We start from the raw sequence: 13778 nt of genomic DNA, 5'->3' as shown, positions 1-13778 counted from the left end.
GAACGTCGTACCGACATCCACTACGGGTTCATGAATCTTGGTGCGGCACTGATCTGTTGGCGACGCCTCAGCAATCGAACTGGATAGGAGCTCTAGGGGCTCAGGGTGCCCAGGAACAGGTCTCGTAGGTCGCGGACGGTGTGGATGTGGGAGAGGGCGTTCTGGTCGAGGCGGGTTTGCCAGCGGCGTTCGCAGGCGACGAGGGCTTCCAGGATCAGGACCGAGTCGGCGCCGGGGAGTTCGGTGAGGGGGGCGTCGAGATCGATGTGGTCGAGCTGGCAGTGGAATCGGCGGGCGAGTTCCTCGCGGAGGATTCGGGTGACCTCGGTGGGGTGGCGGTCGGCCAGCCAGGTGTGGGCGTGGGCGGCGATGAGGGTGCGTTGCCATTTGCCACTTGTGGTGCGCGGCAAGGATTTCGCGGGTACCAGGAGACGGTCACCGCTGACAGTGCCAGCGCGCCGGATACGCGGCGGCGGATCGCTGTGGTCAGCTGCTCGCCGGCCTCGGTGCCCGGCCGGGCCTCGGACTCGGCGACCACGATCATGCGTTCGGCCGCACTGTCGGCGACCGCGACACAGTGCCCCTTGTAGACGCCGGGTGTGGTGCGGACGGCCTCCTCGACATCGTCGGAGAACGAGCTCGCCCCGATCGTGCTGGATTTCGACAGCCAGCCGCACCTGATGGCCTTCGCCGATGTGGAGTGCGGCAAGACCATGCTGCTGCGCAATATCGTCCTCGGCGTCACCGAGAACGCGACCGCCGACGAGGCCAGGGTCATCATGCTCGACTACCGGCGCACCATGCTCGGCGTGCTCGAAGGTGAACAGCTGGCCGGGTATTCGACCTCCTCGCAGACCGCGGTACCGATGATCAAGGAAGTCGCGTCCTACCTCACCCGGCGCATCCCCGGCGGCGACATCACCCCCAAACAGTTGCGGGAACGCAGCTGGTGGACCGGGCCGGAGATCTACGTCGTCGTCGACGACTACGACATGGTGACCACCGGCGGCGTCAACCCCCTGGAACCACTGCTGCAATTCCTGCCGCAGGCTCGCGACATCGGCATGCACCTGATCGTGGCGCGCCGCTCCGGCGGCGCGGCGCGGGCACTGTTCGACAAGGTGCTCGGCACCCTCAAGGATCTCTCGGTCGACGCGCTGCTCATGTCGGCGCCCAAGGACGAGGGCAAACTGCTCGGCGACGTGCGCTCGGGCAAGCTCGCGCCCGGGCGGGGCACCCTGGTCTCGCGCGCCCGCCCGAACGAGATGGTGCAGGTCAGCCACCTGCCTCCGCTGTGAGCGCGGTGCCGCGCGGCGGGCAGGTGCCCACCGCCATGGACTCCTGCTCGAACACCCAGCTGCTGGTCCGCCGCTCGAACAGCGCACGGGAGGGCCCACTGGCCAGCGGCCCCGCGATCCGGGCCAGGGCGAAACCGGCGCGCCGGTAGTACTCGTGGAGTTGCTGATTGGTGGTCCAGGCGTCGAGCCGGACCCAGGGGCGGTGCTGGCGTGCGGCCAGGTCGGCGGCGTGGGCGAGCATGTGGTGGCCGACCTGGCGACCGGCGAAGCGCAGGTCGACGATCATGAAGTGGACGACGGCGGATTCGGCCAGCTCCCACGACGACCAGAGATCGGGGTCGGACCGGTGGTTGACGGTGATGGTGCCCGCCGGCTCGCCTTCGACCTCGGCGATCCAGGTCTCGCCCCGGTCCAGCGCCCGGCCCACCGCCCCGGCGAAGATCTCGATCGGGCGGCCACGGCCGGCGACCGTCCACTGGTCGGAGCCGCGGGCGGTCAGCCACGCGGTCCGCTGTACGCGCAGTCGGCAGATCAGCGGCAGGTCACCCAGGGTGGCCTGCCGCATGCCGGCGGTCATGGTAAGGCGACGGCAGGCCCGGGTGCGATGCCGAGGGTTCGGGCGATGACGTCGGTTCCCGTCGCGTCGCCGAGTTGATAGGCCAGCCGGTTGCGGCCGGCCTGGGAACGATGCCGGGTCGCCCGGGTGACCCGTTCGTGGTTGGCGCCGATACGCAGGTGATCGAGCAGGACGGTGCCGGTGGCGACACCGAGGACCGCAGCCTCCGCCGCGGTGGCAGGCCTGGCCAGCACGGTGTCGCGGTGGGCGGTCTCGCCGTAGCCGCGGTCGGCCAGCCTGCGGGTGGTGCCTTCGGGAATATCGTGCGGCGAGTCGATGCCTGCCGCCTCGGCGAGATCGCGTGGGTAGAAACTCACCTCCCACGACCACGGTTCGTTATCGAGGTGTTGTACGACGGTGCGGGCGAGCACCCAGGAGTCGACCGCGACCCCGAGCCACTGCGCGACCTGCGCGTCGGCCGGTTCCATCCGCGCGCTGAATTCCTTGGACGGCTCGCGATTGGCCGAGCGCGCGATCTCCTCGAAGATGTCGTGCGCTGATCTGGGCCGATCGCGCCGGATGTGGTCGGTGACCACCGATTCCAGGACTTCCTGGTTGCGCACGATCGTGCCGCGGGAAGTCGCTGTGTAGACCAGGTTTTCGGCGACGAGGACCTGAATCGCGTTGCGCGAGGTGGTGATCGAGACCTGCATCTGTTCGGCGAGTTCGGAGTGGCTGGGCAGCCGGTCGCCCGGTTTCCAGGTGCCCGCGCGGATCTCCTCGCGGAGGAGATTCGCGATCCGGAGGTAGGTAGGACCGTCCGCCATCGTGCTCCTCGGTAGGTCGTGCAGGTAACGAAGTGTACTCGTCTGGGTTACCTACGGCCGAGTAATGCTTGACAGGAAGCTTGCGAGGTTTATTGTAATGAACGTCCTGATCCGGTGCTGTGCGGCGATGACGGCGAGGCAACGTGGCTGGTTCGGAGAGTTCTACGGTCGTAATGGCTTTCCCCGACACACTGCGGTGTGTCGATACCGCCGGGCCGCCGGCGAGTACCGGTCTGCTCCCGCTCTCCGATCTTCTCGTCCGGGCGTGTCGCGGACACCGGGTGGTCGGCGGACCGTTGCTGTGGTTCGCGCGCGATCTTGCTGTGCTGCACGAGAAACGAGTGGTCGGCCGCGGCGGCTTCGTCGACACCGACCCCCTCGCGCTACGCGAGATCGATTGCCGCCGCAGCGAACTGGTGCTGGCGATCGACGACTGGGTGTTACGCGGCGTACCGCAACATCGCCTCGGCGCCACCTTGCACACCGAGACCATCGGGGCCGTCATCGACCGGCTCGCCGAGTCCTCGGTGCGCGCGCACCACGCGCTGATGACCCTCGCCGCGAACGACGAGATGCTGCACACCGCCTGGCACCATCTGGCCGAACTGGCCGACGCCTACGACGACCTGGTCCGCGATGTGCTCGCCGGTCGCCGCAGGCTGCCCGAGTGGTAGACCCCGCTCAGCCGAAGCGGGGATGACCGGCGCCGAACTCGTCGGCGACGGTCGCCGCGAGCTCCACGTAGGCGCGCTTGGTGGTCTTGTGCAGGCGGTGCAGATCGATCTCGGCACCCTCGGACAGGTGCTCGTCGAACGGGATGATGTGCACGGCGCGGCAGCGCGACAGGAAGTACTCGCGCAGCTGCTGGACGCCCACATTCGGCGAACCCTCACGCGGCAGATTGATCACCACCACCGCATTGCGGACCAGGTGGTCGTGACCGTGCAGCGACAGCCAGTCCAGCGTGGCCGCGGCGCTCCGGGCACCATCGATGGCGGCCGAGGAGATCAGCACCAGTGAGTGCGCCAGATCCAGCACGCCGGTCATCGCCGAGTGCATCAGACCGGTGCCGCAGTCGGTGAGGATGATGTTGTAGAACCGCTGCAGGATACGGGCGACGGCCCGGTACTCTTCGTCGTTGAACGACTCCGACGCGGCCGGATCCCGTTCGCTGGCAAGCACTTCCAGGCGGCTCGAACTCTGCGAGGTGTGCCTGCGGACATCGGAGTACCGCTCGATCGACGGATCCAGCAGCAGATCGCGCACCGTCGAACGGGTCTGCAACGCCACCCGCTGGGACAGGGTGCCGAAGTCGGGGTTGGCGTCGACGGCGATCACCCGGTCACCGCGGATCGAGGCGAAGATCGAGCCGAGACCGGTGGTGGTCGTCGTCTTACCGACACCGCCCTTGAGCGAGAGCACCGCGATCCGGTAGTCACCGCGCACCGGCTGGCGGATCCGCGCCACGAGTTCCTGCAGACGCAGCTCCTCCGCGGACATCCCCGGGTTGATCGCGCCACCCGAAACATGGTGCACGGCCTTGCGCCAGCCGCTACCCGGCGCCTTCTTCGCGCGCTTGACCGGGACATTGTCCAGCGACGGCGGCTGGTAACCCGGCCCCTGGGGCGCACCCCACCCCGGCTGACCGTGCGCGGGCTGCTGGTACTGACCCGGCTGCTGATACTGCTGCGGGTTCGGCTGCTGCTGGTACTGCTGCGCATCGGGCTGCTGCGCGGGCGCGGTGTCCGGACGCTGATACGGCTGGCCGGGACCGTTCGGCAGATAGCCGCCGTCGGGATACGGGGCTTGACCGTGCCGACCGCTGTCCGGCTGCTGCTGAGTGCTCTCCGGCGTCGCGAATTCGCCTGCGCCGTGGGCGGATCGAGGATCACCCCAGCTCGCACCGGCCTGCCCCGACCCGTCCGGTCGCTGCCCCTGCTGGTTCGCGACGTAGTCGGCGGCCCGGTAATCGGCCTGCGCCGGCACCGCGCCCTGCCACGGCTGGGCATCGCCGACCGGTGCCTGATTCGGACCGGGCTGCAACCGCGCGTCCTCGGTGCGGAACATCTGCGTCTGCGCATCCGGCGAGGCCTGCACATCGTGGGTGGGATCGCCGGGAATCGAGTTGTATTGCGTCGCAGCGTAAGCCGGGGGAGCCTCGCCCGAGGCATACGGGGAACGCTCGTCGGCGCGCTGTGGCGGGACGGAGCCGCCGGAGCTGTAGGGGGACGGCGCGTTTGCGGGCTGCGGGCCCGTCGACGGCGCGAACTGCCGGGTGTTGGTGTGGCGAGGATCCGCCGACGCGGCGACCGAGTGCGCATCGGGCGCGGTGGTCAGGCGGGGATCCGCCGGTGCGACAGGGTTCGCGCCTGCCGCTGTGGTGGCGGGAACATCCGCCGGCGGCCGCTGTGCGTCCGGGACGGCGGTGAGGTCTGCGGGAGCCGCCTGCGGGTCGCCACCAGTGCCGTGATCACCGGTGGTCGGCACGGCGGTGGCCGGGTTCGCGTCGGCGCCGGTGGTCAGGCGAGGGTTAGCCAGCGGGGTGGACACGTGCGTGGCGGCGTGGGGATCGACTGGCGGTGCGCCTTGACCGGTGGCCGTGCGGGGGTCCGCCTGTGGTGCGTCCGGGCTCGTGGCGGGCCGCATCGACTGTTCCTGCGCGGCAGCGGATCGCGGATCGCGCTGCGCGTTGCTGGACGCGGTCGATTCGCCCTGCTCGGCGAGGGTGTGGACCTCGGTGAGTTTGGTATCCGCCGGCGAGGTGACCGGGTCGGGTGTCGTCGGGCCGGACTGCCGGAAAGCATTGGCCGACTGGGTCGGCACGGCCGGGGCGGGAGTCTCGGGCCCCGGCGGGGCGAACCCGTCGAAACCGGGTGCCGGCTGCTCGGCGAGGCTGTGCCGCCCCGCGCTCGCCGGCGAATCGGCTGCTCGCTCCGGCCCACCGGTCACAGCCGACGCTGCGTCTCCCGTGCGCGGCGATTCCGTGCCGACCGAGGGATCGGTGAGCCGCTGCGGTGCGCTGGACTCGGGCGCCGACGCGGTATCCGGGGTGCCGAGTCGTTGCGGCGTACGTGTTTCGGGCGCGACTGCCGCCTCGGCGACCGGAGAGTGCTGGGCTGCCGTGGGGCCGGAAACGCGCTGTGCCGCACCCGTTTCGGGAGACAGCACGGATTCGGCGACTGCGGGGTCGGAAACGCGCTGTGTCACTCCCGCTTCGGGTGCGGCTGCGGTGGCCGGAGAGGTGAGCGGGGACTCCGAGCTGACGGAGGGCTCTGACAGGCGTGGTGGGGCCTGGGCCTCGGCGGGCGCCGGGGTCGCGGGGGTCGCGGCCGACGGCGAGTCAGGAGAGGTCGTCGGGTGTCGCGGGTCGTCGAGTGCTTCGGTGGCGGACGGGGTTTCGCTGGAGGCCGACGCCACGCTGGCGCGCAGGGCGTCGAGGCCGGCGGCGATGTGCGGTGACGCGGACTCGGGGCTCGTGCCGACCGGGCTGTCGGTGGACGCCGCCCTCGTCGCGGCATCGGACCGGGCGCCGTCCGGGGCGGAGCCGTCGGCGCTCGGCTGGGCCGGGCGGGTGGGCTCGGGGGCCGTCAGGCGTGGCGGGGCCTCAGTGGGGCGCGGGGGATCCGGCAGTGGGGGCGGGGGAGGTAGGTCGGGGCGCTGCGGCTGGGCGGTGGGGCCGAGCGGGGTGAAGCCGTTCGACGGTGGCGCCGGGGTGCGGGTCGGCAGGGACTGCGCGGGTGGGGTGGGCTCGGCCGCCGGGGGTGCGACCGGGGCCGCGGTCGGCGGGGCGGCGTTCCACGGTGCCTGCTCGGCGGGATTCGGCCACGGCTGACCGGTGGGGTTCTGCGCGGTCGGCAGGCCGGAGTTCGGCTGCTCGGGGGCCGGCTGCTGGTAGGTCGGCTGTGCGGGCTGCCCCTCGGGGGTCAGCGGATTCGTGCCCCAGCCCTGCTGGCCGTGGCCGGAACCCTGCTGATCCGGGCTGAAGCCTTGCTGACTATGGCCCGCGCCGTGCTGATCTGGGCTGAAGCCTTGTTGCCCGTGGCCTGCGCCGTGCTGATCCGGACCGAAGCCTTGCTGTCCATGACCCGAGCCTTGCTGATCCGGGGCGAAGCCCTGCGGGCCCTGACCGGAACCCTGCGGGCCCTGACCGGCTTGCGGGTTGTAGGCGCCTTGTCCGGCGTTCGGATCGGGGAAGCCCTGTCCGGCCGAACCCTGGTGACCCTGGTCGGGGGAGGTGCCCCCGGTCCAGCCCTGTTGACCGCGACCCGCGTGCGGATCGGCGGCCTGTTCGGTGCTCGGGTGGGCGTCCTCGGATTCGCGGTTGCGCCCGCGACGGCCACGCTTCTCCTTGCGACCGCCGTCGTCACCACCGCGACCCATGAATCGGCGGCGTTTGGGTGCCTCGTCGATCAGGTCGTCCTGCGGCAGGTTCTCGACCGGCGCCTCGTAACCGACCTGTGTGACGTCGCTCTCCGACAGCCACGGCGGCAACATGGGGAGGCTGTCGTTGTTGCGGCTCACCGGCGCGCCTCGCTCACCAGGGTCCCCCGATCTGCTCGACCCACATCTGGACGCCGGTGAGTTTACGCGACAACCCCGGGGTCGTGGCGGGCGGTCTGGGCGGGCGCTACGCCGGTCCCGGGTGTACGGTTCGGGGCATTTTTGCCTCTGGACACCCAGCCCGGTAAGCTTGAGCGGCGGTGCACCTATGCGCCGACTGTTCGCATGCCAGCGAGCAGCTACGAGGCAATCCAACTCAGGTTAGAAGCATAACCGGGATCGCGGAGGATATGGCGAAGAAAGACGGGGCCATCGAGGTCGAGGGTCGAGTTGTCGAGCCGCTGCCCAATGCGATGTTCCGGATCGAGCTCGAGAACGGTCACAAGGTTCTCGCGCACATCAGCGGAAAGATGCGGCAGCACTACATTCGCATCCTTCCGGAGGACCGCGTGGTCGTCGAGCTGTCGCCCTACGACCTCTCACGCGGCCGGATTGTCTACCGCTACAAGTGAGACCTGCCTGACGCCGCGAGCCTGCGGGCACGCGGCGTCGCATGGTGTTCCGGCCCAGGCCGGAGCGCGCCAGGAAGCTTCCCCAGCCGTCGGCTGGGGAAAAACTGTGTTCACAGACCTTGTGGACCAAGGAAAGATTGGACGGACGTGAAGGTTCAGCCGAGCGTCAAGAAGATCTGCGAGAAGTGCAAGGTGATCCGCCGTCACGGCCGGGTCATGGTGATCTGCGACAACCTGCGCCACAAGCAGCGCCAGGGCTGATCCAGCAGCACCGCCGGGCACCGATCGTCTGATCGGACTGACCGAAAAGAAGAACTCCCAGCTCCAGCACGCACGCACGTGTGCGCGCCAACCACCGGTACGGAGGCCGGTGCCCCCACTGTCAAGACGGGGGGACGGACAGGGAGCAGACCTCCGCAACCATGAAGGAACCTGCCACATGGCACGTCTGATGGGCGTCGATCTCCCGCGCGAGAAGCGCATGGAGATCGCGTTGACCTACATTTTCGGAATCGGGCGCACCCGCGCCACCGAGATCCTGGCTCAGACCGGCGTCAGCCCGGACCTGCGCTCGAAGGATCTCAGCGACGACGACCTGACCAAGCTTCGTGACTACATCGAAGCCTCTGACATGAAGGTCGAAGGTGACCTGCGCCGCGAGGTCCAGGCCGATATTCGCCGCAAGATCGAGATCGGCTGCTACCAGGGCATCCGCCACCGTCGTGGCCTGCCCGTTCGTGGTCAGCGCACCAAGACCAACGCGCGTACGCGCAAGGGTCCGAAGAAGACCGTCGCCGGCAAGAAGAAGTAGGGATAGCGTATGCCTCCGAAGAGCCGGGCCGCTGGCCCGAAGAAGACTCAGAAGTCGCGTCGCCGGGATAAGAAGAACATCCCGCACGGCCACGCGCACATCAAGAGCACGTTCAACAACACGATCGTCTCGATCACCGACCCCGAGGGCAATGTCATCTCGTGGGCGTCGTCGGGCCACGTCGGCTTCAAGGGTTCGCGTAAGAGCACCCCGTTCGCCGCGCAGCTCGCTGCCGAGAACGCTGCCCGCAAGGCGCAGGAGAACGGCGTCAAGAAGGTCGACGTGTTCGTGAAGGGCCCGGGTTCGGGCCGCGAGACCGCGATCCGTTCGCTTCAGGCCGCTGGCCTCGAGGTCGGTTCGATCTCCGATGTCACCCCCCAGCCGCACAACGGCTGCCGGCCGCCCAAGCGCCGTCGCGTCTAGCGGGAAAGGAAACAGCTAAAAAATGGCTCGTTATACAGGCCCCATCACCCGCAAGTCGCGTCGTCTGCGCGTCGACCTCGTCGGAGGCGACCAGGCGTTCGAGCGTCGTCCTTACCCGCCCGGCCAGCACGGCCGCGCGCGGATCAAGGAATCCGAGTACCTGATGCAGCTGCAGGAGAAGCAGAAGGCTCGCTTCTCCTACGGCGTCATGGAGAAGCAGTTCCGTCGCTACTACGAAGAGGCCAACCGCCTCAAGGGCAAGACCGGCGACAACCTGCTGCGTCTGCTCGAGTCGCGTCTGGACAACGTCGTGTACCGCGCCGGTCTGGCGCGTACCCGTCGTCAGGCTCGTCAGCTCGTCAGCCACGGCCACTTCGTGGTCAACGGCGTCAAGGTGAACGTGCCCAGCTACCAGGTCTCCCAGTACGACATCATCGATGTCAAGGAGAAGTCGCTGCCGACCCTGCCGTTCCAGGTCGCGCGTGAGACCGTCGGCGACCGTCCGGTTCCCGGATGGCTGCAGGTCGTCCCCGGCCGCCTGCGGATCCTGGTGCACCAGCTCCCCGAGCGTGCCCAGATCGATGTGCCGCTGCAGGAACAGCTCATCGTCGAGTACTACTCGAAGTAAAGCCACTGCTGGTGAGCCGCTTTCGGAGCGGCTCACCACACGGTGGATGGCCGTCCAGAATGCGGCCATCCGCATCACTGATTAGGCGTCAAATAGCGGACGCCCTGACAGGAAGTAGATCCTCATGCTGATTTCCCAGCGTCCGACACTGACCGAAGAGGTTGTGGCGGAGAACCGCTCGAAGTTCACCATCGAACCCCTCGAGCCGGGCTTCGGTTACACCCTCGGCAACTCGCTGCGTCGTACCCTGCTGTCCTCCATCCCGGGGGCCGCGGTCACGAGCATCCGCATCGACGGTGTCCTGCACGAGTTCACCACCGTTCCCGGCGTGAAGGAAGATGTCACCGACATCATCCTGAACCTCAAGGGTCTGGTCGTGTCCTCCGAAGAGGACGAGCCGGTCACCATGTACGTGCGTAAGCAGGGCCCCGGCACCGTCACCGCTGGTGACATCGTGCCGCCCGCCGGCGTCGTCGTGCACAACCCGGACATGCACATCGCCACCCTGAACGACAAGGGCAAGCTCGAGATCGAGCTCGTCGTCGAGCGGGGCCGCGGTTATGTGCCCGCCGTGCAGAACAAGGCGACCGGTGCGGAAATCGGCCGGATCCCGGTGGATTCGATCTACTCCCCGGTGCTCAAGGTGACCTACAAGGTCGAGGCCACCCGTGTCGAGCAGCGCACCGACTTCGACCGTCTCATCCTCGACGTGGAGACCAAGAACTCCATCACGGCCCGGGACGCGCTCGCTTCGGCGGGTAAGACCCTGGTCGAGCTCTTCGGGCTGGCCCGTGAGCTCAACGTCGAAGCCGAGGGCATCGAGATCGGCCCCAGTCCGGCCGAGGCGGATCACATCGCCTCCTTCGGTCTGCCGATCGAGGACCTGGACCTCACCGTCCGGTCCTACAACTGCCTCAAGCGCGAGGGTGTGCACACGGTGGGCGAGCTTGTCGCCCGTACCGAGTCGGATCTGCTCGACATCCGCAACTTCGGCCAGAAGTCCATCGACGAGGTCAAGGTCAAGCTGCACGCGCTCGGCCTCTCGCTGAAGGACTCGCCCGCTTCGTTCGACCCGTCCTCCGTGGTGGGTTACGACGCGAGCACCGGCACCTGGAGCGATTCCGGCACTTTCAGTGACACCGACGGCGGCGAGCAGGACTACGCCGAGACCGAACAGCTCTAGGTCATCGGGGGGCACCCCGGTAGACCTTTCCCAAGGAGAATCCAATGCCTAAGCCCAAGAAGGGTGCCCGCTTCGGCGGGTCGGCGTCGCACCAGAAGGCGATCTTCGCCAACCTGGCCACGGCGCTTTTCGAGCACGGTCGGATCACGACCACCGAGTCCAAGGCCAAGGCGGTTCGCCCCTACGCCGAGAAGCTCATCACCAAGGCGAAGGGCGGCACCCTGGCCGACCGTCGCGAGGTGCTGAAGGTCATCCGCAACAAGGACGTCGTGCACGCCCTGTTCGCGGAGATCGGTCCCTCGTTCGAGGGTCGCGAGGGTGGCTACACCCGCATCACCAAGGCGCTGCCGCGCAAGGGTGACAACGCGCCGATGGCCGTCATCGAGCTCGTCCGCGAGAAGACCGTGACCAACGAGGCCGACCGGGCCCGTCGCGTCGCCGCTTCGCAGAAGGCCGAGGCGCCCGCCGCCGAGGTCGCCGAGGAGAAGACCGAAGAGGTCGTCGCCGAGGCTGCCGACGAGGCCACCGAGGACAAGAAGGACGCCTGATTCCCAGGTAGTCCGGGCTCGAGCCCGTCACCCCGCGTGGGTGGCGGGCTCGGTTCTTTTCACGCGGAGAGGAAGCGATGCAGGAGACCGGCGCGGCGCCGACCCGGGTGCGACTCGGGATCAGTTACGACGGCACCGATTTCACCGGCTGGGCCCGTCAGCCCGGCTTGCGCACGGTGCAGGGCACGCTGGAGGAATCGCTGTCGAAGGTGTTCCGGGAGACGATCCAGCTCACCGTCGCAGGCCGCACCGATGCCGGCGTACACGCCGAGGGCCAGGTCGCGCATTTCGACACCACCGCCGAACTCGACGCCGCCAAACTCCTGCACCGGATGGCCCGTTTCCTGCCCAAGGATGTCCGGATCACCGATATCCGCACCGCGCCCGCGGAATTCGACGCGCGTTTCTCTGCCATGCGCCGCCACTACGCCTATCGCCTGACCACCGCGCCCCACGGTGCCGACCCGCTGCACGCCCGCAGTGTGGTCGCCTGTAAGCCCGGCGTCGACCTGGCGGCGATGCGCGCGGCCTCGCGGAATCTGCTCGGCCTGCACAATTTCGCCGCGTTCTGCCGTCGCCGCGAAGGCGCGACGACGGTGCGTGAGTTGCAGCGCTTCGACTGGGTGCGCGAGGGCGAGCTGCTGACCGCCTATGTCAGCGCCGACGCGTTCTGCTGGTCGATGGTCCGCAGCCTGGTCGGCGCGGTGCTGGCCGTGGGCGAGGGCCGCCGTACCCCGGACTGGGTCGCGAGTCTGCTGGCCGAGACCGAGCGGTCGAGTTCGGTGACCGTCGCCCCCGCGCACGGGCTGAGCCTGATCGCTGTGGACTATCCCGCCGATGCCGATCTCGCCGCGCGCAATGCCGAAACCAGGGAAGTGCGAACGGTGCCCGTGTCGGGTGAGGGTTGCTGTGGGGGTTGACGTAATCACGGCGTTTGGCATTCGCTTCGGCGGTTCGTCTTGATGCGATTGCCGAAGTGGTGCTAACTTCCGGATCGAGTGCGGGTGCCCCGGCAATCGCCCGGGAAACCATTGCCGGACCAACGATTCAGGGGACATCATGTCGTTCTGGGATTACGTCTGGCTCATCATCGTCAGCTTCGCTTTCGTTGCCTATCTGCTGCTGCTCTTCATGATCATTTCCGATCTCTTCCGCGACAAGAAGACCTCCGGCTGGGCCAAAGCGATCTGGGTGGTTTTCCTGTTCATCTTCCCGTTGCTGACGGCGCTGGTGTATCTGATCGTGCGCGGCGGTGGTATCGCCGAGCGGGCCGAAACCGAGGCCAAGCACATGAAAGCCGCGCAGGACGATTACATTCGCGAAACCGCGGGCACCAGCCCGGCGGCGCAGATCGCCGACGCCAAGAAGCTCCTCGATTCCGGTGCGATCAGCCAGGCTGAATTCGAGCATCTGAAGGCCAAAGCGCTCGCTTGATCGATCCGGACCGTGGATGCGACGATCTGCCCATGTCGTTCGAGGGTTTCCCGGAGGTCTGCTCGACCGGGCAGATCCCGCCTCCCGACGCGTTCGATTACTGGGAGCAGATGGTCGCCGGCGCGATCACCGAGGTGTCGATCGCGCCGACGGTGCCGCGCCCGTTCGCGGGGCGGATCCGGGCGGTGGATGTCGGTGAGGTCGCGGTCGGCGCTGTGGTGGCCGACGGGCACGAGTTGCGGCGCAATCGGCGCCATATCGCCAAAGCCGACGAATTCCATGTCATCGGCAGCGTGGTGCTGCGCGGCGGCGCGCAGGTCGAGCATGCCGGGCACCGGGTCGAGCTCACGCCGGGCGCGATGATCTTCTACGACACCGCTCAGCCGATCCGGTGGCGGTCGGACGTGCTGATCGAGGATCTGACGATCCGGGTCCCGCGCCAGCGCGTGGCGGACTACCTCGGGGTGCGGGCGGAGGCGTTGCCCGCGGGCCGGGTGATCGGCGCGGGCGGTGCGGGGTCCATGCTGGCCGGATACTTCCGGCGGGTCGCCGACCTGCACGCCACCGACCCGGGCGCGGCCGCGGTGCTCGCGGCGAGCGGCGTCGACCTGTTCGGGGCGGCTGCCGCGATCGCCGCGGGCCGGGAGCCGGGGCGGGCGCAGTCCGATGCGGTGAGCAGGCAGCAGGTGCTCAACTATCTGCACGCCCATTTCACCGATCCCGGACTGTCGGTCGACCGGATCGCGGCGGGCTGCCGGGTGTCGCGCCGGACGCTGTACCGCCTGGTCGGAGAGGTCGAGGGTGGGCTCGGGGCGATGCTGCGCAGGTTGCGGGTGGAACGGGCGAGGGCGCTGCTCGAAGCGGGTGATCAGCGCTCGATCGCGACGGTGGCCACGGCCGCCGGGTTTCCGAACGAACGGCAGTTCTACCGGGCCTTCCGGGCGGCGACCGGCATGACGCCGGGTGAATACCGGATTGTTGCCCGGGGCGCGATCGCTGTCGCGTAATAGCCTGCGCGAGACGGGCAAAAGTGATATACCTCACATTCGAGTCTTTCA

General features: G+C 68.4%; 16 protein-coding genes. 12 read left to right on the top strand and 4 right to left on the bottom strand.

What is annotated here, in order from left to right; translation table 11 throughout:
- Window positions 1-92: 92 nt before the first annotated feature.
- The gene (locus ACFXK0_RS21460; RefSeq protein ID WP_379412333.1) at window positions 93-410 is read right to left on the bottom strand and encodes an acyl carrier protein; all 318 of its coding nucleotides are present in this window, start codon (window positions 408-410) and stop codon (window positions 93-95) included.
- A 189-nt stretch (window positions 411-599) separates the two neighbouring features.
- Here ACFXK0_RS21460 and ACFXK0_RS21455 point away from each other — a divergent pair, with 189 nt between their 5' ends.
- Entirely contained in the window at window positions 600-1298 is a 699-nt protein-coding gene (locus tag ACFXK0_RS21455) for a hypothetical protein (protein WP_379412331.1), read from the top strand.
- Here the strand turns inward: ACFXK0_RS21455 and ACFXK0_RS21450 are convergent.
- Window positions 1276-1863, bottom strand: coding sequence for a GNAT family N-acetyltransferase (locus tag ACFXK0_RS21450; RefSeq protein WP_379412329.1), 588 nt, complete (start codon window positions 1861-1863; stop codon window positions 1276-1278). The two genes, ACFXK0_RS21455 and ACFXK0_RS21450, sit on opposite strands and share 23 nt — an antisense overlap.
- Window positions 1864-1871: 8 nt before the next feature.
- Complete coding sequence (locus tag ACFXK0_RS21445) at window positions 1872-2681, bottom strand: GntR family transcriptional regulator (protein ID WP_379412328.1); 810 nt, start codon at window positions 2679-2681, stop codon at window positions 1872-1874.
- A gap of 173 nt (window positions 2682-2854) precedes the next feature.
- On the opposite strand from ACFXK0_RS21445, the gene ACFXK0_RS21440 reads away from it, so the two are divergent.
- The gene (locus ACFXK0_RS21440; protein ID WP_379412327.1) at window positions 2855-3355 is read left to right on the top strand and encodes a DUF4254 domain-containing protein; all 501 of its coding nucleotides are present in this window, start codon (window positions 2855-2857) and stop codon (window positions 3353-3355) included.
- A 7-nt stretch (window positions 3356-3362) separates the two neighbouring features.
- Here ACFXK0_RS21440 and ACFXK0_RS21435 read toward each other — a convergent pair whose 3' ends face one another.
- Window positions 3363-7202: an AAA family ATPase gene (locus ACFXK0_RS21435; protein ID WP_379412326.1), complete on the bottom strand. Its 3840-nt coding sequence runs from the start codon at window positions 7200-7202 to the stop codon at window positions 3363-3365.
- 269 nt (window positions 7203-7471) lie between these two features.
- On the opposite strand from ACFXK0_RS21435, the gene infA reads away from it, so the two are divergent.
- The 10 genes from infA to ACFXK0_RS21385 all read left to right on the top strand — a co-directional run bounded on the left by infA (window position 7472) and on the right by ACFXK0_RS21385 (window position 13727).
- The gene (infA, locus tag ACFXK0_RS21430) at window positions 7472-7693 is read left to right on the top strand and encodes a translation initiation factor IF-1 (protein ID WP_003418601.1); all 222 of its coding nucleotides are present in this window, start codon (window positions 7472-7474) and stop codon (window positions 7691-7693) included.
- Window positions 7694-7840: 147 nt separating this feature from the next.
- Entirely contained in the window at window positions 7841-7954 is a 114-nt protein-coding gene (rpmJ, locus tag ACFXK0_RS21425) for a 50S ribosomal protein L36 (RefSeq protein WP_011207363.1), read from the top strand.
- Between the two features lie 178 nt (window positions 7955-8132).
- Window positions 8133-8504 (top strand): 30S ribosomal protein S13, encoded by a 372-nt coding sequence (gene rpsM / locus ACFXK0_RS21420; protein WP_355271363.1) that lies wholly within the window; start codon window positions 8133-8135, stop codon window positions 8502-8504.
- Between the two features lie 9 nt (window positions 8505-8513).
- Complete coding sequence (gene rpsK / locus ACFXK0_RS21415; protein ID WP_019045110.1) at window positions 8514-8927, top strand: 30S ribosomal protein S11; 414 nt, start codon at window positions 8514-8516, stop codon at window positions 8925-8927.
- Window positions 8928-8949: 22 nt separating this feature from the next.
- The gene (rpsD, locus tag ACFXK0_RS21410) at window positions 8950-9555 is read left to right on the top strand and encodes a 30S ribosomal protein S4 (protein WP_019045111.1); all 606 of its coding nucleotides are present in this window, start codon (window positions 8950-8952) and stop codon (window positions 9553-9555) included.
- A gap of 124 nt (window positions 9556-9679) precedes the next feature.
- Window positions 9680-10738 carry a DNA-directed RNA polymerase subunit alpha gene (locus ACFXK0_RS21405; RefSeq protein ID WP_022567324.1) on the top strand — a complete coding sequence of 353 codons (1059 nt, stop codon included), beginning with the start codon at window positions 9680-9682 and terminating at the stop codon, window positions 10736-10738.
- A 44-nt stretch (window positions 10739-10782) separates the two neighbouring features.
- On the top strand, window positions 10783-11286 hold the full coding sequence (gene rplQ / locus ACFXK0_RS21400; RefSeq protein WP_379412324.1) for a 50S ribosomal protein L17: 504 nt from the start codon (window positions 10783-10785) through the stop codon (window positions 11284-11286).
- A gap of 107 nt (window positions 11287-11393) precedes the next feature.
- A complete protein-coding gene (gene truA / locus ACFXK0_RS21395) occupies window positions 11394-12206 on the top strand; it encodes a tRNA pseudouridine(38-40) synthase TruA (RefSeq protein WP_379412343.1) in 813 nt (270 codons plus the stop codon).
- A 136-nt stretch (window positions 12207-12342) separates the two neighbouring features.
- Entirely contained in the window at window positions 12343-12720 is a 378-nt protein-coding gene (locus tag ACFXK0_RS21390; RefSeq protein WP_379412342.1) for an SHOCT domain-containing protein, read from the top strand.
- 32 nt (window positions 12721-12752) lie between these two features.
- A complete protein-coding gene (locus ACFXK0_RS21385; RefSeq protein ID WP_379412323.1) occupies window positions 12753-13727 on the top strand; it encodes a helix-turn-helix domain-containing protein in 975 nt (324 codons plus the stop codon).
- Window positions 13728-13778 lie beyond the last annotated feature (51 nt).

Origin of the sequence: Nocardia sp. NPDC059177 (genome assembly GCF_042755165.1) — a bacterium.
Lineage (GTDB): Bacteria > Actinomycetota > Actinomycetes > Mycobacteriales > Mycobacteriaceae > Nocardia.
Note: the sequence above shows the minus strand (reverse complement) of the source record. Positions and strands in the feature narration are given on the sequence as shown.

Excerpts from the sequence above, each read along its gene's own strand:
- ACFXK0_RS21440 (WP_379412327.1), top strand. The coding sequence starts at position 2,855 with ATGGCTTTCCCCGACACACTGCGGTGTGTCGATACCGCCGGGCCGCCG.
- rplQ (WP_379412324.1), top strand. The coding sequence starts at position 10,783 with ATGCCTAAGCCCAAGAAGGGTGCCCGCTTCGGCGGGTCGGCGTCGCAC.
- rpsM (WP_355271363.1), top strand. The coding sequence starts at position 8,133 with ATGGCACGTCTGATGGGCGTCGATCTCCCGCGCGAGAAGCGCATGGAG.
- ACFXK0_RS21450 (WP_379412329.1), bottom strand. The coding sequence starts at position 1,863 with ATGCGGCAGGCCACCCTGGGTGACCTGCCGCTGATCTGCCGACTGCGC.
- ACFXK0_RS21445 (WP_379412328.1), bottom strand. The coding sequence starts at position 2,681 with ATGGCGGACGGTCCTACCTACCTCCGGATCGCGAATCTCCTCCGCGAG.
- ACFXK0_RS21405 (WP_022567324.1), top strand. The coding sequence starts at position 9,680 with ATGCTGATTTCCCAGCGTCCGACACTGACCGAAGAGGTTGTGGCGGAG.
- infA (WP_003418601.1), top strand. The coding sequence starts at position 7,472 with ATGGCGAAGAAAGACGGGGCCATCGAGGTCGAGGGTCGAGTTGTCGAG.
- ACFXK0_RS21385 (WP_379412323.1), top strand. The coding sequence starts at position 12,753 with ATGTCGTTCGAGGGTTTCCCGGAGGTCTGCTCGACCGGGCAGATCCCG.
- rpsK (WP_019045110.1), top strand. The coding sequence starts at position 8,514 with ATGCCTCCGAAGAGCCGGGCCGCTGGCCCGAAGAAGACTCAGAAGTCG.
- rpsD (WP_019045111.1), top strand. The coding sequence starts at position 8,950 with ATGGCTCGTTATACAGGCCCCATCACCCGCAAGTCGCGTCGTCTGCGC.